Consider the following 21,016-nt stretch of genomic DNA (forward strand, 5'->3'; position numbering starts at 1 on the left):
AGATGGGGAGTGAATCTTGTGTATGTAGGGTATCAATTAGTGTGAAATACCTCGCTAGTTCTCCTTTGTTATTGCTCAAATAGACGCTGATATCGGCATACTTACTCATCTTTAAATCAGATGCTTAGTGCATCATTAGAGTGAAAATTTGAGGATAAGTGATGTCATATAAAATCTCGTTAATTACCGCCTCGCTACTACTTATTGCGCCAACTATAACGATTACGCCAGTTTGGTCAGCCGATTATCAACCGTTACCGATTGTCTATGCAAAAGAATATCGTCAAGGGATTGAGTTAGGTGATTATTGGCAAAGTGAAAAATTGGATGGTATTCGTGCGATTTGGGATGGGCAACAACTCACCACTCGTAATGGCTACCCGATCCATGCGCCCTCATGGTTTACCGAACCGCTGCCCAGCTACCCGTTAGAAGGTGAATTGTGGGCGGGACGCGAGCAGTTTTCCCTTGTTCAGCAAACAGTATTAGATAGACAGCCTTCGGATGTTGCTTGGCAAAAAATCAATTTCATGTTGTTTGATGTGCCCGAAATGGAAGGCAATTTTCGGATACGATACCAACATTTAATTGAGATAACGACGAATATCGGCGCGAAACACATTCAGTACATCGTCCATCAGCCGATTGAATCCGAGCAGACGTTGTTTGCTGATCTTGAAACTCTGTTTACTTTGGGTGGCGAAGGGTTAATGCTACGAAGAGTTGCTGCTGATTATCAAGCTGGGCGCAGCGATGATCTCCTTAAGTTAAAAAAACACCAAGATGCAGAAGCCCAAGTGATTGGTTATCGACCAGGAAAAGGCAAATATACCGATATGGTCGGTGCTCTGATTGTGCGAACGGATGACGGTATTGAATTTGCGATTGGCAGTGGTTTAACGGATCGCTTACGTCAAAGTCCACCTGAAATAGGCTGTTTAATTACTTATCAATACAATGGCTATACCGAGTCAGGAATCCCTCGTTTTGCTCGCTTTATGCGTAATCGAGAAGTCGTATGTTAACGGCCAACGCTGATTGAACAGCGTTGAAATAATTGCTGCCAATAGCCTACGTGTGACGCAAGGGCATCACGAAACTGTTGGTGGCTATCTTGAACGGTAAAGTGGCTCTTCATACTATCGTTGGCTTCAAAAATGATGAAGAACTCTTCTAATTGAAGGTAGACACTATCAATCTGAGTTAATGCCGGCTGAATACGTTCAACATAATAACGGTTGAAGACATTTTGTAAGTAATGGAGACGAGTACGGTCTTGATTTGGACCACATACAATCGCGCTATCGTTATCTTGCAATTGCTGAGTCGTAACTGTGAGCCAGAGGGCTGCATTATCCAGCGAAAACTTGAGAGCCCCCAAAATACGCTGCTTTTCAATTACCTCTTGATAGGGAGTAATAACGCTATCGGGTAAGGTTTGATTAAGCACTATATGGTCATGAACGGTGGTAAAGGTTTTTAACGCTTGAGTGAGTGCACTGAGTTCGATGTTATCGGCTAACCATGAATGGCTGGTGAGCTGCGCACGCATGGCCACGCTGGTATAGAGTAAGTTATACCAATGTTTATGGAGATCTTGCCCTTTAAGTTCTGCCATCGTTTTTAGTTGTGTACTAACGCTTTGAGAAAGTGAGTTTATTTGCAAACAGTGTTCGATGCCGTTTAATAATTGTATCTCGTAGTCAAAACCGCGAAATTCATCTTGGACTCGGCCAAGGGAGGAGTTTCTTTGGGCAATGAGTTGAAAAAGCTGGCATTTTCTCAGTTCATAACTATCAAGTAAGCCTAAAGTCAGTGGCGTGATCGTCAGCTCAATGTTTCGTTTGTCCGGTAAAGTTTGCGATAACCTTTTGGGATTTGCCAACCGCTCGGCTTGTTGAACGTTGGCAATTCGTGTTAAGTAGGTAGAGAAATCACTCTCAAGTGATTGATTAGAGGTATCGCAACCAGTGAGTAAGATCATTAAGGTAATCACACACAGTAACGGTGTGAATGTTTTATGGCTGTTTATCGACCAAACATGGTACTGATCCACGGACTTCCCCTCCCGAAACCATCTCTATCCATATACGCAAAATAAAAAAGCCAAGTTCAGTCAGAGTCATCACTTGGCCTTGATTGTTGCTACTTTAAACTACCGTGTCTTTGGCTACTTAGCAGCAAATTGCATTTGTATCTCTTCATCTTGGCTTTGCATCCAATATAAACGTAAACCAAGCATTAAAGCCGCAGAGCTTAAGCCAACAATAAAGCCAATCCAGAAACCACTTGCGCCCATTGGCTCAACAATCCAGTCGGTCATCGCCAACACATAGCCGGTCGGTAAGCCTAAAATCCAATACGCAATGAAGGTACGATTAAAAATTGCCGCCATATCTTTGTAACCACGTAAAGCGCCTGCAGCAACCACCTGAATAGCATCGACACATTGATAAATACCAGCCAGAATCAGTAGCTGCATCGCAAGGGTAATGACTTCGGAATTGTTGGTGTATAGCAAAGCAATCTCTTGTCGAAAGATCAGGGTAAAAGTCGCTGTCAACAAAGAAGCGGCGACACCGACCATTAGCCCTACATTAGAGGCAACGGCAGCACCAGGTAGGTTATGTTGACCAATGGTATGCCCGACACGGATCGATACGGCAGCACCAATACTCATCGGGATCACAAATACCAATGAAGAAAAACTTAACGCGACCTGATGTGCTGCGACCACCAAAGAGCCAAGCGGGGCAACTAACAAAGCCACCGCGGCAAAAAGCGTTACTTCAAAAAATAATGCCGCAGCAACAGGAAAGCCTAACTTAAACAAGCGCAGTTGTGCTTTTAGTTTCGGCGGATGAAATTGCGCAAATAAGTTAATGTGGGCTAAACGGTTCGATGTGACGACATAAGCCAGTAACATCAAAAACATAATCCAGTAGACGATGGTGGTCGCAACACCACATCCCACACCGCCAAGAGCTGGTGCACCAAATTTTCCATACACAAAGATCCAGTTTAGTGGAATATTCAATAATAACCCGAGGAAACCGATGACCATGGCAGGTTTAGTTAATGACATCCCATCAGTGAAACTGCGTAAGGTTTGAAATAACAAAAAGGCGGGAACGGCAAACATAACGGCAAACATATAACCAATGGTTTTTTGTGCCATCAACTCTTCAACGTCCATAAAACCCAAAATGATTTTGGTTTGAAATAAGACCAAAATGATCGGTAGCGACACCCATAACGCTAATATCGCGCCTTGCTGAATTTCAAAAGCGATCTGTTCTTTACGCCCAGAACCATTAAGTTGAGCGACAATCGGCACTAATGCCATTAGTAAGCCGATACCAAATAAGATAGAAGGCAGCCAAATACTCGCTGCAATGGACACCGCAGCCATATCTGTCGCACTCACGCCACCAGCCATCACCGTATCAACAAATCCCATCCCTGTTTGGGCAATCGAGGCAATGAGTACAGGGGTGGCGAGTTTAACTAACGTTGAGGCTTCTTGTTTATAACGTTGCACACACTTCTCCAGAAAAAGGAAAATCTAGGTCAAATAGTGACTCAAGAGAATAAAAAGGGGGGTACTTTCGAGTACGTAGGGTCTAGAGAGAATGATAAAGAAATGTCACACTAAGCACCACGAAAATCTACCGGAATCACATTATGTTTACAGGTATTGTACAAGGGACAGCAAAACTTGTCGCTATGGATAAAAAAGCGCAATTTCAAACTCATATTATTGAGCTTCCAGAGCCGCTGTCTACAGGCTTAACCATAGGCGCTTCGGTGGCGCATAACGGTTGCTGTTTGACGGTGACGAATATTGATGGTCACCGAGTCTCTTTTGATTTAATGCAAGAAACTCTACGCTTAACTAATTTAGGGCAACTGAAATTAGGCGACAGGGTGAATATTGAACGAGCCGCTAAATTTGGCGATGAAATTGGTGGCCATTCAATGTCGGGGCATATTATCCATATGGCAACATTAATTGATATCATCGACTCTGATCATAACAAAACATTGTGGTTTGAAGTCCCGGAATCACTAATGAAATATGTACTACCTAAAGGATATATCGGTCTTGATGGTTGCTCATTAACGATTGGTCAAGTGGAAGCTAACCGTTTCAATGTCCATCTTATCCCTGAAACGTTACAGCGAACGCTGTTCGGAACCCGTCAAGTTGGCGATAAAATTAATCTTGAAATTGATCCACAGACGCAAGCGATTGTAGATACTGTTGAGCGCGTATTGGCTAAAAAATCTTAGTCATTGAGTGTTAAGGGCGTGTTGAAGAGCACGCCCTTAAGCAGGGTAAAGCCATTCGATTAAAAAATCTGCTCGTCATCAGCATCAATATAAAGATCAATGCAATCTTGCTGTTCGTTAACTTGCATATTAAGGTGAATAGCATGGCAGCACGCAGGACAATCATCATAAAAATCTTGGCTGCCATTACTGGAATCTAAAGTGATGCGAATGGTGTGCCCACAGTGTGGGCACAGTACCGCTCTCTCCGTAAAATTCTTCATATCGCTTTCCTTACTGTTACTCTCACACCGTTAATCTTAGCCAGTAAAGTTGCTTAAAACAGAAAATTAAGTGCAAAGTTTGCTCTCATCGAGACTTCTTTATCTAAGAAGGATTCTGAGTATATAAAATCATCGTTGATGTGCTAAACCTATAAGTAGGTCGTTAAACAATAAGATGGTTATTATGGATCTATTTGCTGATTATCGTTCCCAAGACAATTCCGGTGCCGAGAAAAAAAGCCCGATTACGGCAAGCATAAAGCCTTGGCAAGTATTGCTGGTCGATGATGATGAGCAAATCCATCAGATCACGCAAATCGCTTTGTCCGGTTTTACGTTTCAATGCAGAAAGTTAGAGCTACTTTCTGCATTATCGGCTAAAGAAGCGAAGCAGGTTCTTCAAGATAACCCAGACATCGCTCTAGCGCTGATTGATGTTGTTATGGAGACAGAGCACGCGGGGTTGGATTTGGTGGAGTACATTCGCCGAGAATGCAGTAATAAAAATATCCGCTTAGTGTTACGTACTGGGCAAGCAGGACAAGCGCCAGAAGATAAAGTCATTCAGCAATATGAGATTGATGACTATAAAGAAAAAACCGAATTAACGACTCAAAAATTGCGTACTTTAATGTATTCGATGCTGCGTTCTTATCGCGATTTATGCTTAATCGAAGAACAAAAACAGGGATTAAAGCGAGTGATTCAAGCATCGGCACAAGTACAAAATACCACAACATTAAAAGCGTATGCCGAATCGGTTCTTCATCAGCTTACGTCACTATTAAAGTTACCTGCTTCTGGTTTTTATTGCGTGGTGCGTCCGAAAGCCGACAGTACCGCAACTTATGCGTTAACTCTAGCGGCGATAGGTGGGTTTGTTGATCTCTCTAGTGAATGTGATTTTTCACATTTACCCGATGAAGTCGCACGGCGATGTCAGCAAGTATTAAATAACCAACGTTCTGAAAATTTTCATGACGCGGCTATTCTTTATATGCTCGATAGTCGAGGGGCTGAAAACTTATTATATATCAACTTATTAGAAGAGTTGAGAGAAGCGGATGCTCAGTTGCTCGAAATCTATATGCAAAATATTGCGCTGACTTTTAATAACCTGAATTTACAGCTTGATTTACGAGAAACGTCCAAAGAGTTGGTTTACAACCTAGCTAATGCGGTAGAAGCAAGAAGTAAAGAAACGGGCGCACACGTACAGCGTGTTTCACTGATTGCTGAAAAATTGGCCGATCTGTGTGGCTTGCCCGAGCAGGAGGTGTACATGATAAAAAATGGTTCACCACTGCATGATGTAGGCAAAGTCGCAATACCGGATAGTATTTTGCATAAACCAGGTAAATTAACGGCTGATGAATGGGAAATCATGAAAAAGCACGTTGACTATGGTGTTGAAATACTGAGTAAATCCAATCGTCCACTGATTGTGAAGGCAAAAGAAATTGCAGGTAGTCATCATGAAAAATGGGATGGCAGCGGTTATCCAAATGGATTGGCTGGAGAGCAGATACCCGTCAGTGGCCGTATCACCGCGTTAGCGGATGTGTTTGATGCTTTAGGATCTAAACGTAGTTATAAAGAGCCTTGGTCAGAAGATGATATAAAAAATGAATTAATCAGCCAAAATGGTAAACATTTCGATCCGAATTTAGTTAATTTATTAATTGAAAATTGGGGATATTTTATCGCTATTCGTGAACAGCACCCAGATTAGGTTTATTTTCTTATTATTAATTTACATGTATTTCTTAGTCATGGTAATGCTTGTTTTTAATTGATTGTAATTATTAACAGCACAGTTAAATTTCAGGGATGTTATGATGAGAAAAATAATTACCGTAGTAATATTATTTACGGGTATATTTTTATCCATATGGACAATGGCACTAGAAAGAACATCGCTTGCAATTTGTGGTGATGGTGGCGGTTGGCCGCCTTATCATTTTGAAAAAGAGAGAAAAGTAATTGGTTATGACATCGATGTGTTAGAGGCGATTTTCTTGCCACTAGGCCTAACGATAACGGTAGATCTACCACCATGGCAACGTTGTTTACGTGAAACAAAATTAGGCCGATATGATATCGCTTTAAGTGCCGCTTACAGTGAAGAGCGAGATAAAGATTATATCTTAACCGATTACTATTATACCCTTCAACCTAGTTATGTTTATTCATCAATCACTTATCCTGAAGGATTACCTGTCCGAACTGCGCAAGATCTCGATTACTTAAGAACTTGTGGCTTACAAGGATATAATTATACAGGGTTTGGCGTTGATGATAGCAAAGTACGTAAGAATGGCAGAACCTTTGAGCAGGTTGTAAAAATGTTAGAAGCAAATCGATGTGACGTTTTTCTTGCTCGTTATGAAATATTAGCTGGCTTTAAAGCTTCAGAAGGTATTGATCATCTCGCCAATGGACTTAAAGCAGTGAGCATTCCGGGAATTAGCGGTGATAAATTCCACATGCTTATTTCACGTTCGATACTTGATGGTCTAGAGATCAAATCTATATTTGATCAACATATTAAACAATTACGAGTGTCTGGTGAGCTTGATAGAATGATAGAGAAATATATTGAATAATGGCTGATTTAATGAATCTGGTTAAAATTAGTATGGTAACTTTAACCAGATTGTAGTTTTTACAATGACATTTCTTTCCATATGTTATATTTTTAAACTATTCTTCTTTACCATCATCAATAATCAATGGTAGCTTTTTAGGTGTACGAATAATAAATCTAACACCATGATCCACTTCAGATTCAAATTTAAGGTCACCGTTTAACTTTTGCTTGACCAAGTTGAAGACTAAATTTAACCCTAGGCCTGAACCGCCATAACCTCTTTTACTGGTATAGAAAGGTTCAAATATCTTGTGATGCAAATGGGGAGCCACGCCACAACCATTGTCTTGATACTCAATTAATATACTATCATCGATTTCCGATAACTGAATTGAGATTTTTGCATTAGGTTGCTGGTCGAAAGCATGATTGACACTATTGAGTACTAAATTAGTGATAATTTGCGTAATCACACCCGGTAAACTGTTCATTTTTATCGGACCACTAGGGCTGATAATTTCCGGTTCAACCGGGATTTTCCTAGTCTCGGAATGCAAACTGGCCATTAAAGCATCTAAGGTTTGCACAAGTTCAAATTCGCAGCGACTTTCAGATACTTGATCTACCGCAGTTTGTTTGAAATCTCGGATCAATTTTGCCGCTCGATTTAAATTGTTTTCGAGCATTTGACCGCTTGAGGTCATTCTTTGCATTAATTCTGAAAATTCAGTGCTGGTCAACGTTTGATTAGAAAACGCTTGATTGAGTGCTATTGCGGTTTCGTTGATGATGGATGCAGCTGTCACAGAGATACCAAGAGGGGTATTCACTTCATGGGCAACACCGGCAACCAAGCCTCCTAATGCTGATAATTTTTCAGCTTCAATCAGTTGTTTTTGTGTAGCTTTCAATTGCGCCATACTCAGTTCGAGATCGTGAGTTCTAATGGCGACTTGTTGTTCAAGACTTTCATTTAACTCATGCAATTGAAGTTGAGTGTTTTTGAGTGAGGAAATATTTAATGCCGTACCACGAAAACCAATAAAAATCTCATCTTTATAACGGGCGATGGCTTGTAACATCAGATATTGCTTTCCAGAAGCTTGTTCTATAGTGACTTCACAGTGATTAAAATTTCGTTGTTGTTCGAGAGCAATCAATAAGTCATTAGTTTTATAAAAACAGTCAATGTCATTAAAAGTAGGTTTTTGTTCGAGATCGATTCTTAAGATATTTATCATGCTTTCTGAGCAATAAATTAATTCTCCTTGTTGATTAGTCTCCCATAGCCAATCTGATGAGACTTGTGTGAAATCAGCCAGTCGTTCTTTTTCTTGTTGGATATTTTGATAGAGCTTAGTGATATTAGCCGTAATACGATTCGCTTCGTAACCAAGAAGATCAAGTTCATCATTTTTTTCCATCACCCATTTATGATTATTTAACTGTAAAGGTAAAGCGGGGTGCCTTGGATTGTAGCGGCGTAAATACTCAACGATTTGAAATATTCTCTGGTTAATGCTGGAATGGAAAACTATTAATAATATCCCACACACAAAAAGAGTTTTAAACGCGTTAATCGCTAAAGTCGTTAAAAATTGTTGAAAGAGGGCGGTATAAATTTCTTCTGCATTAGACTCAACATAAATCGTACCAATGGTTTCAAAGCTCTGATCGGGTAGATTGAAATAAACCAATGGATAAGTATCGGTGATTGGATAGTTTTCCACTTTTTCTCCGGCGCTCAATACCGTTTGGACCGACTGTATTTCTAAGTATTGAATTTTTGGGAGATTAACCAATAGGTCGAGATGCTGTTGTAATAGCGCTAAATCGTAAGACCATAGTGAGCTAACGAGAAGCTCGGAATGCACATTTTTTACTTCATAATGTTTTTGGTTGATGTCATTGATCTCTTGTCTATAGTCCCAGTAGATTTGTAGCAATGTTGTCGTGAGGGTTAAAATACCACTCAAGATCACCATAATGATAATGATACGTCTGCCTATCCGACTTGAAAAAGGATTGCTTACGGCTTCTGTGTATTGTTGTGTCATTACATACCTTCCAAATAGTCAGCGACTTTATAAAGTATAGCTGGTAAATTTAATTAATCTGTGTGAAAGCAAATAGATAAATAGTGAGGTATTTGATGATTTACACCACAACAGAAACCATTCCTGGTCGAGAGATTGTTGACATTCTTGGTGTTGTAATGGGCAATGTCGTTCAGTCTAAGCATGTAGGGCGAGATATTATGGCCAATTTAAAGGGCATTATTGGTGGTGAGTTGCATGGCTATACTGAACTGCTTATCGAAGCGCGCGGTGTAGCGATTGAGCGGTTATTGATAGAAGCAAAACAACTCAAAGCGGATGCTGTGGTTGGGGTTCGTTTTACCACCAGTGCGATTACGAATGGCTCTTCGGAGGTATTGGCTTTTGGTACGGCGGTCAAACTAAAGTGATCATTTGAGGTTTAAAAGCAACACGGTATGTTTTAGAGCATGCCGTGTTGGGATGAGTGGGTTCGTTAGATAGGGAGGTTTTATTCCTACCTTGAATTTAAAAAGCGAGGATTCTCTGTATCGCATCATCGGCTTGATTTAAATAGTGCCCACCAAATTGATTACAATGATTAAGACGATGGTAAAGATTATAAATCTCTTTACGTTGTTGGTACTTATTGTCTAGAGGAAGTAGGCTTTGGTAGCCTTGATAAAATTCATCTTGGAATCCAGTCACTAACTCAGTCATTGCAATATCACATTCACGATCCCCCCAATAACAAGCCGGATCATAACAAATTGGGCCGGTGACGGAATGGGCAACGTTACTAAACCAAAGAGCACCATGTAAAAGAGAAGGTTTAGGTGTGTGAGAAGTCAGTTGCTGTTTAATCGCATCGACAAATTCATCAATGTTAACTAAAAATATCCCTTTTTCTTTGAGTAATTGTAGTTGCCAGCCGATACGCTGCTCTGCAAAGAACAGATGCCATTTTTTATTCCAGGGGTTGGGCTGAAGGATTTCGCCGAGATAATTATCTTCATCGAAGCCGTACTCTTTTTGTTCTCCCCACTGATGAAGTTTAGCCATTTGTTGACCGAATCGATACTGGTTATTGAGGTCATCTAATGGTTTGGTTGGCAAATAATCCAAGATAATAAAGGAGTGATTTTTGGTCACTCCGACGACAATCGGTTGTGGAACTAAGACGGATTGACTTTCAGAGAGCAGGCGCAGACTATTCGCCTCCGCTTCATAAAGAGGTAAATTGTCACGATGATTAACTTTGACAAAATAGCGTTCATTGCCATTAGAAATCATGTAACAATCATGAATATCACCAGCATCTAATTTGCTTTTTTCAACAAGATCAAATTGGAACGTTAGGGTTGCTGAGAGCTGTTGCGTGATGGCTTGCCACATAATGCTTTTCCCATGCCGATGAACTTACCGATAGTTTAGGTGAAATAAACCAACATTTCAGACTTCAAATGCACATAATTTCATTTAGTTAGCGTTTGGATGAAGTAAAAAGGAATAAATGTGATTACAGTCAAGTTTCCTAATCATAACCCGCAGCACATTTAACTGTACACCAGCTTTAAGATACAATAATGTCGTATCTCAAAGCTTGCCACGCTATTGTGGTTGGGCAATCATCAACAGTAAAACCCGCCTGCAGTTTCAGATGAGGCAAGAAATAACGCAAAGATTCTCGGTCATTAGACTGTGAAAAAGCGTGTTCATGACTTAATATTACTCAAGGCAACGTTGATTCTGGCAATAAGCGGTAAACGGAGAAGAAAGAAGAAAAGTGGTTGTAGAAACCGATGGTTATTTAGCTCTGATCGAACATTTGGCGATGAACATGGATATCTTTACCCGTGATGGTGACATTGGGCAAGAGAGCGTCGAAGATGTCATTACCGATATGATTGCCAGTAACATTATGGCGATTTTCGAGCAAAATCCAGAGCTACACTCAAGTGTTCGTTTTCGCTTGCTAAAAGAAGCGGATTTGGTGGTTGATGATTTAGGCGAAGTCCTGACCAGTGTTTGGCATAAACCTGCGACCAACGAACAAATTTTATTTCTCGATGAGTATGTCGCTTTAGTTAAAAACTTGTTTGATACTGCGGTGAGTAAGTACGATTAACCTCACGGTTTTAAAACAACTTGCATTAAGTATTATATAAACTAGACCTGAGATAAACTCGCCACTGATGACTAAAGTGGCTTTTCTATTCTTCTGATTTGCCAAAACCTTGCTGCCCAGTAAGGGTTATCTAATCTCGATATGGTTACGCCTTGCGAGGTAGAAGCATGGAGAAAGCTTTTATTTCCTAAATACACACCGACATGGCGAGTGGATGGTGAGGTTTTGAAAAAAACCAAATCACCGTATTGTGCATCGCGGTAGGCGACAGCTTTGCCTTGTTGACTCTGTAACCATGTGGTTCGTGGTAAAGGGTGTTGCCAGACATCGCGAAAGGCAACTTGTACGAAAGCTGAACAATCAATGCCATTTCTACCGTTTCCTCCTAATTGATAAGGAACGCCTTGCCACTGCTGATACACGTTAAATAATGAAGTATCAGGCCACTGCTCGGCCTGTTGCCAATCCGATGATCCTTGGTTTACTTGCTCTTGTTGTGATGCGCATCCACTGATAAGAAATAGTGATACCATCACGACCGTTTTTAATCTCATACTATTTCTCTTAATCACGACGAAAAGGCTGACTAAGCATTTTATCCAGCCATTGCTCTCTGCTTTTCTTAAAAAGGGGTAAGCCGATAATCATTTTATCGTGCCCATGTTCAGGTTGAGCACGATAAGTCCCAAATAATCTATCCCAAATTGACAAACAGAAACCAAAATTAGCATGAGTTTCTTTAGGAATAATCGAATGGTGAACTCGATGCATATCAGGTGTTACTAGCCATTTTCGTAGCCAATGATCAATAGGGATAGCTAACTTCGCATTGCTGTGATTAAACATAGCACTTGCGTTAAGGATGATTTCAAACAATAAGACCGCGCTAGGTGGAATCCCGAGTAATAACACTGCGCCAATTTTTATCCACATTGATAACAGTATTTCGATAGGATGAAAACGTGCTCCTGTCGTCACATCAATATCTTGATCAGCATGATGCATGCGATGTAAGCGCCAGAGATAAGGTACGCGATGAAATAAGACATGCTGACCATAAATGATCGCATCTAATAGGAGTAATGACAGCAGAATAACCAACCATGAAGGCAGCCCCAAGTAGTTGAAAACACCTATCTGATGTTCTTGTGCCCACTGGGCTGCAGAAAACGCGACGATAGGCATTAACAGCATAATCAGCAAGCCGTTGAGTCCAACTAAGCCAAGGTTATTGACCCAGCGTAGCCATTTATTTTGCGTGAGCATTTTCCGAGGATAGAGTACTTCCCAAATCGCACAACTGATCAGTACGACGCCGAAAATAATCAAACGAACCGTTTCTGGTTGCATGCTTAAGAGGCTCCTTAAGTGATAAACTGGGTGTTCTTATCGTAAAAGACTAGCGGCTCATGGTCGTGAGCGGTAAAATCGCCGCCCCTATTTTATCATTGTGTGCGAGTTATGAGAGTCCACGCTTTTCACCGTTTGTATCAGGAACGCCTGCAGCAATCAACCAAACCTTTCCTTGCCCGTGGTTCAAAAATTTCTCGTTGCTCGTTTTGTCAGGTCGCGCAACAATACTGTTTGTGTGATTTTCAACCGAATATAGAGACTCAAGTCGCGGTGATACTTTTAGTCTCTGACAATGAAGTATTTAAACCGAGTAATACTGGTCGTTTGATCGCTGATACGGTGAAAGAAACTTATGTGTATCAATGGCATCGAACTCAGCCAGATCCTCATTTACTATCATTATTATCCGATCCAAAATTTTTCCCTATTGTCGTTTTTCCAGCCCAAACTGAGCAAGATAAACAACGACAACTGACCGTCATTTCTGAGAGCAGCGGAACACGCAAGCCTTTACTGATCTTTATTGATGGTAGTTGGCGAGAAGCAAAGCGAATTTTTCGTAAATCTCCCTATTTAGCTACCTTGCCTTTGTTATCGATTGAGCCTGAAAAAGTCTCCCGTTACTTGATGCGTAAAGCCAGCAACGATCAATATCTTGCCACAGCCGAAGTCGCGAGTTTAGTGCTCTCCCTTTGTGGAGAGCAGCAAGCTGCAGAAACATTACAACTGTGGTTTGAAGCATTTAAAGAGAGTTATCTGCTCGGCAAATCTCAGAATCTGATTCACTTCAAAGGCGAAAGGCCAGCTCTGCAGCAGTGGCAAGATTATTCAAATTCAGCATTGATGAGACTGAATGCCCATGATAATAAAGTGAACTGCCTCTAACGTTGTACAATGTATGCTGGTTTCCTGTGCAAACGGGCAACAGAAAACGATAAACTCGGGGATGAGTCACGGATAAAACCATCGCTATGATGGATAATATCGGCGTTTTTATTTTTGATATTTTAACCCAAGGTTGGGTGTTGAAGGAGAGATAAGCATGTATTACGGCTTTGATGTCGGTGGCACAAAAATTGAGTTTGGTGCTTTTGATGAGAATTTACAACGCGTAGCGACAGAACGTGTCGCAACCCCTACAGAAGACTACGCTTTATTGGTCGATACGCTGGTTGGATTGGTGGCGAAATACGATGCTCAATTTGCGGTTGAAGGTAGAATTGGTCTTGGCTTACCGGGGTCCGAGGAAGCCGATACAGGGAATGTATTGACGGTTAATATTCCCGCAGCAAAAAACAAACCTTTACGAGCGGATTTAGAAGCAAGAATTGGGCGTACGGTCAAAATTGAAAACGATGCCAACTGTTTTGCGCTTTCCGAAGCTTGGGATGAGGAGCTGAAAAATGAACCGTCGGTTATGGGATTGATCCTCGGTACGGGGTTTGGTGGCGGTTTAGTTTATGAAGGTAAGATATTCTCTGGTCGCAACCATGTGGCTGGTGAAGTAGGCCACATGCGTTTACCGATCGATGCTTGGTTTCATCTAGGCGATAATGCACCACTGCTTGGCTGCGGATGTGGTAAGAAAGGCTGTTTAGACAGTTATCTCTCTGGTCGTGGTTTTGAGTTACTTTATCAACACTATTATGGTGAACAGAAAAAAGCGATTGATATTATCCATGCCAATGAAGCCGGTGAAGCCAAAGCGGTTGAACATGTTGAGCGCTTTATGGAACTGCTGGCTATCTGCTTCGCTAATCTTTTTACGGCCAATGATCCGCATGTTGTCGCTTTGGGTGGCGGTCTTTCAAACTTTGAGCTGATTTATCAAGAAATGCCTAAACGTGTACCCAAATACCTATTACCTATCGCAAAATGTCCAAAAATCATTAAAGCGAAACATGGTGATTCCGGTGGTGTTAGAGGTGCTGCTTTTCTCAACATTAAGTAATTGCTGATTGTTAATTATCCAAATAAAGTGGGCTTGTCATTCGACAAGCCCACTTTATTTATAGAGTTGTTGTTTTTACAAGAGCGCTAATTGGTTTTCTTTGGCTTTTTACCAACGCCATGATTCTCTTTCGCTTGTAACGTGATGACCCCAAAACCGAGCTTTCTAAAATAATTATCACGGTAATTACGCACCGCTTTAGTATCCGAAATCGCCTCTAGCTGCAGTTCCATTTTTAAATAGTCTGAGATATCAATCCCTTCGGCTTCCGCAACCGCTTCATGAATATTGCGGTGCTTTTGATAAGAAAAAGTTAAGGTTTTTTGCTGTTCTTTATAGGTATAAATGATCGTACGAACCATGTTTTGCTCTTGAACGAATTGTCATGGGCTAAATTCTGCCTTGAAGTGGGATGATTGTCACGCTTTCACCGATATTAACCTTGTCGACTGCGGGTTCAATTTCAATTAAACAGTTTGCCTCACTCATCGAACGAAGAATTCCAGAGCCTTGTTGCCCTGTTGTACGTACGGTTAACTGTCCATTGTCGTCAATATGGTAAATGCCTCGGCTAAACTCACTGCGTCCTTGCCGAGAACGTAGCTCTTCGCTGGCGATGGCTTTTATTTTTAATGGTTGCCAGTCCGTTTCACCCTGCATTTTACGCAGTGCAGGCTCGACAAATTGCATGAATGAAACCATGACTGCGACAGGATTTCCGGGCAAGCCAAAGAAAGGACGCGTCGAGACATGACCAAAAGCAAACGGACGACCCGGACGCATATTAATCCGCCAAAAATCGATGTGTCCTAATGTATTTAATGCAGACTTAATAAAGTCCGCGTCACCAACAGAAACTCCGCCAGACGTGATAACAACATCAGCTTGATTGGCGGCTTGCTCAAGAGCGTGTGTCATGAGTGTTTGATCATCGTCGAGAATACCAAGATCAATAACACGGCAACCAAGATGAGTCAGTAAGCCAATCAACGTAAACCGATTGGCATCAAAGATAGTGTCTGGTGTGGCTTGGCTACCAGGGGCTTGTACTTCATCTCCGGTGGAGAAGATCGCGACGGTGAGGCGGCGAAACACCGAGACTTCGGTCATACCAAGTGAGGCTAACAAGCCCATTTCGGCCGATTGAACACGCTGTCCTGATGAAAAAACGCGGCTGCCTAAAGCGATATCTTCCCCTGCTTGACGTACATGTTGCCCAGCTTGAATCGAGGCGTGAGGAAATGATATAGAGGATGATTCAACGACCGCTTGCTCACGCATCACCACAGTATCGGCATTATCAGGCATTGCCGCCCCAGTCATGATTTTCACACATTCACCTAACGCCAAAGGGGAGGTATAACGATAGCCCGCCATCACTTGTGCGACTTGTGTATAGTGATCGCGCTGTAAATCATCACTGCGAATAGCATAGCCATCCATCGCAGAATTACGATAAGCAGGGACGTTCACCGGTGAGAAAACTGGCTCAGCAAGGACTCTTCCATAAGACTCACTGACCGCAATGCTTTCAACGTCACTTAAAGATGAGACGGCAGCAAGAATTTTTTCGAGCCCTTGTTCTACCGAGAGAGAGGCGGGTGACAAGGTGTCGCAATTGGCTTTAGCTATAGAAGGCTTTTGAGGCTTTAGATCAGAGTGCGGTTGATAATGGTCTACATAGCGCAAAATAAACTGACTTATCGCTTCAATATCATTGATGTTCATTTGCGGTAACGACGTATCGACGGTTTCATCGGCGGCAATGGCAATAATATTGTGGTCATTTAGATAGAGCCAAGGTTTAGCCAGTGCTGCTCGATGGAGTTCAATTTTGGGAAAAGCGACATTTTTGCATCCCTCAACCAGAATCAAGTCCAGTTGCGGTGAGTCAAAACGTTGTAAAAGGTCATCAAATTTTGCCTCAGCATCGATCGTTTCGGTCATCAATGCGTAACGTTTTCGCGAAGCAACGAGCATTTGCGATGCACCGGCCTTACGCAAGCGATAGCTATCTTTACCGGGCACATCGACATCAAAATCGTGATGAGCGTGTTTTAATACTCCGATACGCAACCCTTGTTGAGTAAGGTAAGGTAGCAGGGTTTCCAGTAATGTTGTTTTTCCCGTTCCCGAATAAGCAGCGAATCCCAGTATCGGCAGAGAAGGACGTGACGTTGTCATGTATTTAACGCTCCAAATTGAGTCAGTTCTTGTGGCGTATTTAAATTAAAAAAGCAGGCAGGCGAGTCACTAAAGTCAACCTGTTGGGTATGGCATTCATCGTAGAGTAAAATAATTTTTCGATCGCCGCGTGCTAAAAATGCATCGAGTTTAGGTAATACCTGTCGATGAAATAGGGTAAAGACAGGTTGTTGATGCTGGCCATCAAAGGCAACTAAAATCTCACTTTGTGGATTGACTGCAGCGCAGAACCTCTCGACCAGATCATCGTTAATTAATGGACTGTCGCAAGGCACAAAGCCTACCCACTCTGTTGGAGAATGAGTTAATCCAGCATGTATCCCGCCCAGTGGGCCAGGAAAGTCCTTAACAATGTCACTGATCACCGGTGCGTACTGTTGATACTGCGTTTGATTTCGATTGGCATTGATAAAAATTTGTGTGGCCTGTGGGCGTAGCCTTTCAATTACATGGGCAATCAATGGTTGTCCATCAAGGGTGATTAATCCTTTATCTTCCCCTCCCATACGGCGAGCCTGACCGCCGGCTAAAATGACCCAGCTAGTGTGAGATGGAGGTAACATAACAATTCTCTTTGCTAATCGGTGAAATAACGTGTAGCCGTGGTGATTCAAACAGCTGATGTTCTTTTATCCACCATTGTTTATGACACAATTCGGTTAATGGATTATTTTGATGACTGGTGATCACCAAGCTGCAGCCACGATTCAGTAAATCGTTGGCCATTATAACCAATCTGGCGATAGATTCTTCATCCAGTGAGGCGCTAGGCTCATCCATTAATAAAATTGCAGGGTTTAAAATCCATGCTCTGGCCATTGCCACACGTTGCTTCTCTCCGCCAGAAAGTACAGACACGTGTTCGTTCGCTAAACTTTCTAGCCCGACCATGCGTAAGGCCGTGATCACTTGGCAACGTTTTTCTTGGCTTGATAAAGCACAAAAACGAAGCCCATAAGCAATATTACGATAGACGGTATCATCAAATAAATAAGGTGTTTGATGAAGATAAATGATGTGCTGATCAGCACGGCGACCTAATAGGCGTTGCCACCAAGAACGATGATGAGAGACAGAACCGGTTGTTGGTTTCAGTAAACCTGCGAGAATCTTTAATAGCGTGGTTTTGCCAACGCCATTATCACCTTTAAGATAAACCGCTTCATGAGGACCTAATGTTAAAGCTGGAATATGAAATAAGCCTCGTTCTTTAAAACGCATGGATAACTGATGAGCAGTGAGTAATATCGGCATGTGACCTCTTTTATTATGCGCGTAGATACCCTTTACCTCGCATGCTGGAGAGCAAAAAATTCAGAAGGAGCGCTAAACTGAGTAATACCATTCCGAGTGCCACTCCTTGTGCAAACGCGCCTTTTTGACTTTCCATCGCAATCGCGGTTGGGATATTACGTGTTAACCCCATAATATTCCCGCCGACCATCATCGAGCAGCCTACTTCGGTGACAATACGCGAAAAACTAGCGATCACGGCTGCACAAAGTGGAAAGCGAGTTTCCCACATCATGGTCAGAGCTATCCGTGGTAGTGATGCTCCTAGGGTCATCGCGGTTTCGACTGAACGCCGATCACTCGATTGTAACGCGCCGTGCATCATGGACACTAAAATCGGCAGACAGATGAGCATTTGACCTAAAATCATCGCTTTTTGGGTAAACAGTAGTTGCCAATCACCTAGAGGTCCTGCTCGAGACAGTAACATATACAGCAGTAAACCAATCACTACGGTGGGTACGGCTTGTAAGGTATTGATCAGCGAAAGCAGTAACCATTTGCCCGGAAAGTGACTGTAGGCTAAAACAAAAGCCAGTAATAATGCAGGTAGCAAAACCAACCCAACGGCCGCTAAAGAAACACTAAAAGAGACAGCGACAATGTGCCAAAGATCAGCATCAAAACTTAGCAAGAGTGCTAATGCATCGAGTGTCGTTTGCCAAAGGCTCATTACGGCTTACTCATTGGCATTGGCGACAAATAGCGCTTGGCCATGGACGCGAAATTGGTTGATTAGCTGCTGACCTTTAGGATTGACTAACCAATCACTGAGTATTTTGGCACCTTGATAATGGGTGTTTGGATAGCGTTCAGGGTTCACTAAAATCACTTGATACGGATTAAACAGCAAGGGATCGACTTGATACAGGATCACAAGGTCAAGTCTATTTTGATAAGCTAGCCAAGTTCCTCGATCGGTTAAGGTATAAGCTTGCATTTCAGATGCCATGGTCAGCGTAGGTCCCATCCCTTGACCCACTGAGCGATACTGAGAAAAAATCGGCGTTATTTGATTTTCTTGCCAAATCGCCAGTTCTTTTTTATGTGTCCCTGATTCATCTCCGCGAGAAATAAACAAATGGTTATGCTTGGCAATTGCGCTAAAAGCCTGTTGGATATTGTCTTGTTCGCTGACTTTTGCAGGGTCATTTTTAGGACCGACTAAAACAAAATCGTTATACATAACTTTACGTGGCAAAATACCATAACCCTTCTCGATAAATTGCGCTTCAGCTTTTGGATCATGAGTCATCACGAGATCCACATCTCCATTTTCACCCAGTTTTAATGCTTTTCCCGTACCTGTTGCTAAAACATCGACTGTATAGCCTGAGTCTTTTTTAAATTCATCCAGTAAATAATCCAAGAGACCGGAGTGATAAGTACTGGTAGTGGTGGCTAAACGAATGCGTAACGAAGGATCGGCGAAAGTGAAGTGGCTATTGCTTAACAATAACAAGCAAGTAAGCAAGCGCAGTAAAGTCTGGTTCATATTTCTATCAATGTTTGGTGGCTGTGAATGGTAGACAAGCAAAGTCGGTGCCAATATTGAGTATTAAAATGGCTTACTAAACATCAATAATTTCAGCTAGTTGCTATTCCTTTGACTCAGACCGCGTGACAATTTGTTCAAGCTAAGACAAAATGTCTCAACTTATCCTGATAAACGATAAGGTTTTTTTGTCTCTCCATTTACAACGCAGCAAAGGGAAATTATGGCTTATTTGAGTGATCGAAAATCTGCGCAACACTATCACGCTTTTTCGGTATTGGTGGTGGATGATGAAACGGGCATGCAGTCTATTTTACAAAAAGCATTACGTAAGTGGTTTTCGAAAGTAGATTGTGCTGGATGCATTGATGAAGCAGAAATGCTACGCGCGACGACCCATTATGATTTGATTATTTTAGACATTAATTTACCCGGCCGCTCAGGGATTGAATGGGAAGCGATTTTTGCTGAACAAGAACAACGCCCCGATGTGATCTTTATGACTGGCTATGCTGATTTAGAGACAGCCATCAGTGCGCTGCAGTTGGGCGCTGCTGATTTTATTCTCAAACCGTTTAATCTTGAACAGATGCTCAAAGCGGTTGAACGTTGTATGGATAAGCGGTTACATCAACGTATGCAATATGCGTTACAACGTGACGTTCAACGTCACTGTGTCACCCAAATTTTGGGGCAATCGGCACAGACCGAGCAACTCAAACAATTGATTATGCAATTTGCTCCTTCTCGTGCCTCTGTGTTGATTGAAGGTGAATCCGGTACCGGTAAAGAGTTGGTGGCGCGCGGCATTCATGAAGCCAGTGAAAGGCAGGGGCCATTTGTGCCTGTTAATTGTGGCGCAATTGCCCCAGAGCTCTTAGAGAGCGAGCTATTTGGGCATACACAGGGCGCTTTTACTGGTGCTAAGAAAAATCGTGAAGGCCTTTTTCGGGTTGCTCATGGTGGAACCCTGTTTTTAGATGAAATCGGTGAGATGCCACTTAATATGCAATCATCTTTACTGCGAGTGTTAGAGCAGCGAGCGATACGTCCGGTTGGCTCAGAAAAAGAGCTGCCAGTTGATGTACGAGTTGTGGCTGCGACGAATAGAAATCTGTTTCAGGAGGTAGAAGAAGGCCGTTTTCGAGCCGATCTCTATTATCGATTAAATGTACTCAAAATTGAGGTCTTGCCGCTACGAGCGCGCAAAGCCGATTTACATGAGCTGGTGCCTTTTTTTACTCAAACCTTGTGTGCAGAGCTGTCGCTGCCGACGCCTAAATGGGCTCATGAAGATATTAATGCACTGTTTGATTACGACTGGCCAGGGAATATTCGCGAATTAAAAAACCTCATTGAACGATGTTTGTTAATTGGTCAACCGTTAGCGCATTACTGGCAGCCATTAC

General features: G+C 42.1%; 21 protein-coding genes and 1 pseudogene. 9 read left to right on the forward strand and 13 right to left on the reverse strand.

Going from position 1 to position 21,016, the window contains the following annotated elements:
• Positions 1-161 precede the first annotated feature (161 nt).
• Positions 162-1,025, forward strand: coding sequence for a DNA ligase (locus VIB_RS06860; RefSeq protein ID WP_004395239.1), 864 nt, complete (start codon positions 162-164; stop codon positions 1,023-1,025).
• Here the strand turns inward: VIB_RS06860 and VIB_RS06865 are convergent.
• Positions 1,022-2,056: a DUF3080 family protein gene (locus VIB_RS06865; protein ID WP_004395240.1), complete on the reverse strand. Its 1,035-nt coding sequence runs from the start codon at positions 2,054-2,056 to the stop codon at positions 1,022-1,024. The two genes, VIB_RS06860 and VIB_RS06865, sit on opposite strands and share 4 nt — an antisense overlap.
• A gap of 114 nt (positions 2,057-2,170) precedes the next feature.
• Positions 2,171-3,541, reverse strand: a complete 1,371-nt coding sequence (locus VIB_RS06870; RefSeq protein WP_004395241.1) for an MATE family efflux transporter — start codon at positions 3,539-3,541, stop codon at positions 2,171-2,173.
• 143 nt (positions 3,542-3,684) lie between these two features.
• Here VIB_RS06870 and VIB_RS06875 point away from each other — a divergent pair, with 143 nt between their 5' ends.
• A complete protein-coding gene (locus VIB_RS06875; protein ID WP_004395242.1) occupies positions 3,685-4,293 on the forward strand; it encodes a riboflavin synthase in 609 nt (202 codons plus the stop codon).
• 59 nt (positions 4,294-4,352) lie between these two features.
• Here VIB_RS06875 and VIB_RS06880 read toward each other — a convergent pair whose 3' ends face one another.
• A complete protein-coding gene (locus tag VIB_RS06880; protein ID WP_040904293.1) occupies positions 4,353-4,556 on the reverse strand; it encodes a CPXCG motif-containing cysteine-rich protein in 204 nt (67 codons plus the stop codon).
• Between the two features lie 184 nt (positions 4,557-4,740).
• Here VIB_RS06880 and VIB_RS06885 point away from each other — a divergent pair, with 184 nt between their 5' ends.
• Both VIB_RS06885 and VIB_RS06890 read left to right on the forward strand, forming a co-directional pair.
• Positions 4,741-6,288: a DUF3369 domain-containing protein gene (locus VIB_RS06885; RefSeq protein WP_004395243.1), complete on the forward strand. Its 1,548-nt coding sequence runs from the start codon at positions 4,741-4,743 to the stop codon at positions 6,286-6,288.
• Positions 6,289-6,394: 106 nt separating this feature from the next.
• Positions 6,395-7,162, forward strand: a complete 768-nt coding sequence (locus VIB_RS06890; protein ID WP_004395244.1) for a substrate-binding periplasmic protein — start codon at positions 6,395-6,397, stop codon at positions 7,160-7,162.
• A 97-nt stretch (positions 7,163-7,259) separates the two neighbouring features.
• On the opposite strand, the gene VIB_RS06895 is transcribed toward VIB_RS06890, so the two are convergent.
• A complete protein-coding gene (locus VIB_RS06895) occupies positions 7,260-9,203 on the reverse strand; it encodes a PAS domain-containing sensor histidine kinase (protein WP_004395245.1) in 1,944 nt (647 codons plus the stop codon).
• Between the two features lie 95 nt (positions 9,204-9,298).
• On the opposite strand from VIB_RS06895, the gene VIB_RS06900 reads away from it, so the two are divergent.
• A complete protein-coding gene (locus tag VIB_RS06900) occupies positions 9,299-9,613 on the forward strand; it encodes a heavy metal-binding domain-containing protein (RefSeq protein ID WP_004395246.1) in 315 nt (104 codons plus the stop codon).
• Between the two features lie 97 nt (positions 9,614-9,710).
• Here VIB_RS06900 and VIB_RS06905 read toward each other — a convergent pair whose 3' ends face one another.
• Positions 9,711-10,577 (reverse strand): fructosamine kinase family protein, encoded by an 867-nt coding sequence (locus VIB_RS06905; RefSeq protein ID WP_004395247.1) that lies wholly within the window; start codon positions 10,575-10,577, stop codon positions 9,711-9,713.
• 391 nt (positions 10,578-10,968) lie between these two features.
• On the opposite strand from VIB_RS06905, the gene VIB_RS06910 reads away from it, so the two are divergent.
• Positions 10,969-11,310: a DUF3802 family protein gene (locus VIB_RS06910; protein WP_004395248.1), complete on the forward strand. Its 342-nt coding sequence runs from the start codon at positions 10,969-10,971 to the stop codon at positions 11,308-11,310.
• 71 nt (positions 11,311-11,381) lie between these two features.
• On the opposite strand, the gene VIB_RS06915 is transcribed toward VIB_RS06910, so the two are convergent.
• Both VIB_RS06915 and VIB_RS06920 read right to left on the reverse strand, forming a co-directional pair.
• Positions 11,382-11,864: a C40 family peptidase gene (locus VIB_RS06915; RefSeq protein WP_040904297.1), complete on the reverse strand. Its 483-nt coding sequence runs from the start codon at positions 11,862-11,864 to the stop codon at positions 11,382-11,384.
• Between the two features lie 10 nt (positions 11,865-11,874).
• A complete protein-coding gene (locus VIB_RS06920; RefSeq protein ID WP_004395249.1) occupies positions 11,875-12,660 on the reverse strand; it encodes a sterol desaturase family protein in 786 nt (261 codons plus the stop codon).
• Between the two features lie 111 nt (positions 12,661-12,771).
• Here VIB_RS06920 and VIB_RS06925 point away from each other — a divergent pair, with 111 nt between their 5' ends.
• Together VIB_RS06925 and nagK are read left to right on the forward strand one after the other, a co-directional pair.
• Positions 12,772-13,548, forward strand: coding sequence for a tRNA-uridine aminocarboxypropyltransferase (locus VIB_RS06925; RefSeq protein WP_004395250.1), 777 nt, complete (start codon positions 12,772-12,774; stop codon positions 13,546-13,548).
• A gap of 157 nt (positions 13,549-13,705) precedes the next feature.
• Positions 13,706-14,614, forward strand: coding sequence for an N-acetylglucosamine kinase (gene nagK / locus VIB_RS06930; RefSeq protein ID WP_004395251.1), 909 nt, complete (start codon positions 13,706-13,708; stop codon positions 14,612-14,614).
• 86 nt (positions 14,615-14,700) lie between these two features.
• Here the strand turns inward: nagK and VIB_RS06935 are convergent, their stop codons facing one another.
• The 6 genes from VIB_RS06935 to VIB_RS06960 are packed head-to-tail and all read right to left on the reverse strand — an operon-like array spanning position 14,701 to position 19,607.
• A complete protein-coding gene (locus tag VIB_RS06935) occupies positions 14,701-14,976 on the reverse strand; it encodes a DUF2960 family protein (protein WP_004395252.1) in 276 nt (91 codons plus the stop codon).
• 28 nt (positions 14,977-15,004) lie between these two features.
• Positions 15,005-16,798, reverse strand: coding sequence for a bifunctional molybdopterin-guanine dinucleotide biosynthesis adaptor protein MobB/molybdopterin molybdotransferase MoeA (locus VIB_RS06940; RefSeq protein ID WP_004395253.1), 1,794 nt, complete (start codon positions 16,796-16,798; stop codon positions 15,005-15,007).
• The gene (mobA, locus tag VIB_RS06945; protein WP_004395254.1) at positions 16,795-17,382 is read right to left on the reverse strand and encodes a molybdenum cofactor guanylyltransferase MobA; all 588 of its coding nucleotides are present in this window, start codon (positions 17,380-17,382) and stop codon (positions 16,795-16,797) included. Before mobA ends, VIB_RS06940 begins: the two co-directional genes overlap by 4 nt.
• On the reverse strand, positions 17,360-18,073 hold the full coding sequence (locus tag VIB_RS06950) for an energy-coupling factor ABC transporter ATP-binding protein (protein WP_004395255.1): 714 nt from the start codon (positions 18,071-18,073) through the stop codon (positions 17,360-17,362). Before VIB_RS06950 ends, mobA begins: the two co-directional genes overlap by 23 nt.
• Positions 18,074-18,086: 13 nt before the next feature.
• On the reverse strand, positions 18,087-18,785 hold the full coding sequence (locus VIB_RS06955; protein ID WP_004395256.1) for an ABC transporter permease: 699 nt from the start codon (positions 18,783-18,785) through the stop codon (positions 18,087-18,089).
• A gap of 6 nt (positions 18,786-18,791) precedes the next feature.
• Positions 18,792-19,607, reverse strand: coding sequence for an ABC transporter substrate-binding protein (locus tag VIB_RS06960; RefSeq protein WP_004395257.1), 816 nt, complete (start codon positions 19,605-19,607; stop codon positions 18,792-18,794).
• Between the two features lie 223 nt (positions 19,608-19,830).
• On the opposite strand from VIB_RS06960, the pseudogene VIB_RS06965 reads away from it, so the two are divergent.
• A pseudogene (locus tag VIB_RS06965) lies at positions 19,831-21,015 on the forward strand (sigma-54-dependent transcriptional regulator); the annotation flags it as partial.
• Position 21,016: the final 1 nt, after the last annotated feature.

The organism is Vibrio metschnikovii CIP 69.14 (assembly GCF_000176155.1).
Classification (GTDB): domain Bacteria; phylum Pseudomonadota; class Gammaproteobacteria; order Enterobacterales; family Vibrionaceae; genus Vibrio; species Vibrio metschnikovii.

Bases quoted from the DNA above. Each gene is read 5' to 3' on its own strand.
- VIB_RS06860 (WP_004395239.1), top strand. From the start codon at position 162: ATGTCATATAAAATCTCGTTAATTACCGCCTCGCTACTACTTATTGCG.
- VIB_RS06875 (WP_004395242.1), top strand. From the start codon at position 3,685: ATGTTTACAGGTATTGTACAAGGGACAGCAAAACTTGTCGCTATGGAT.
- VIB_RS06880 (WP_040904293.1), bottom strand. From the start codon at position 4,556: ATGAAGAATTTTACGGAGAGAGCGGTACTGTGCCCACACTGTGGGCAC.
- VIB_RS06885 (WP_004395243.1), top strand. From the start codon at position 4,741: ATGGATCTATTTGCTGATTATCGTTCCCAAGACAATTCCGGTGCCGAG.
- VIB_RS06890 (WP_004395244.1), top strand. From the start codon at position 6,395: ATGAGAAAAATAATTACCGTAGTAATATTATTTACGGGTATATTTTTA.
- VIB_RS06895 (WP_004395245.1), bottom strand. From the start codon at position 9,203: ATGACACAACAATACACAGAAGCCGTAAGCAATCCTTTTTCAAGTCGG.
- VIB_RS06900 (WP_004395246.1), top strand. From the start codon at position 9,299: ATGATTTACACCACAACAGAAACCATTCCTGGTCGAGAGATTGTTGAC.
- VIB_RS06905 (WP_004395247.1), bottom strand. From the start codon at position 10,577: ATGTGGCAAGCCATCACGCAACAGCTCTCAGCAACCCTAACGTTCCAA.
- VIB_RS06915 (WP_040904297.1), bottom strand. From the start codon at position 11,864: ATGAGATTAAAAACGGTCGTGATGGTATCACTATTTCTTATCAGTGGA.
- VIB_RS06920 (WP_004395249.1), bottom strand. From the start codon at position 12,660: ATGCAACCAGAAACGGTTCGTTTGATTATTTTCGGCGTCGTACTGATC.
- VIB_RS06925 (WP_004395250.1), top strand. From the start codon at position 12,772: ATGAGAGTCCACGCTTTTCACCGTTTGTATCAGGAACGCCTGCAGCAA.
- nagK (WP_004395251.1), top strand. From the start codon at position 13,706: ATGTATTACGGCTTTGATGTCGGTGGCACAAAAATTGAGTTTGGTGCT.
- VIB_RS06935 (WP_004395252.1), bottom strand. From the start codon at position 14,976: ATGGTTCGTACGATCATTTATACCTATAAAGAACAGCAAAAAACCTTA.
- VIB_RS06940 (WP_004395253.1), bottom strand. From the start codon at position 16,798: ATGACAACGTCACGTCCTTCTCTGCCGATACTGGGATTCGCTGCTTAT.
- mobA (WP_004395254.1), bottom strand. From the start codon at position 17,382: ATGTTACCTCCATCTCACACTAGCTGGGTCATTTTAGCCGGCGGTCAG.
- VIB_RS06950 (WP_004395255.1), bottom strand. From the start codon at position 18,073: ATGCCGATATTACTCACTGCTCATCAGTTATCCATGCGTTTTAAAGAA.
- VIB_RS06955 (WP_004395256.1), bottom strand. From the start codon at position 18,785: ATGAGCCTTTGGCAAACGACACTCGATGCATTAGCACTCTTGCTAAGT.
- VIB_RS06960 (WP_004395257.1), bottom strand. From the start codon at position 19,607: ATGAACCAGACTTTACTGCGCTTGCTTACTTGCTTGTTATTGTTAAGC.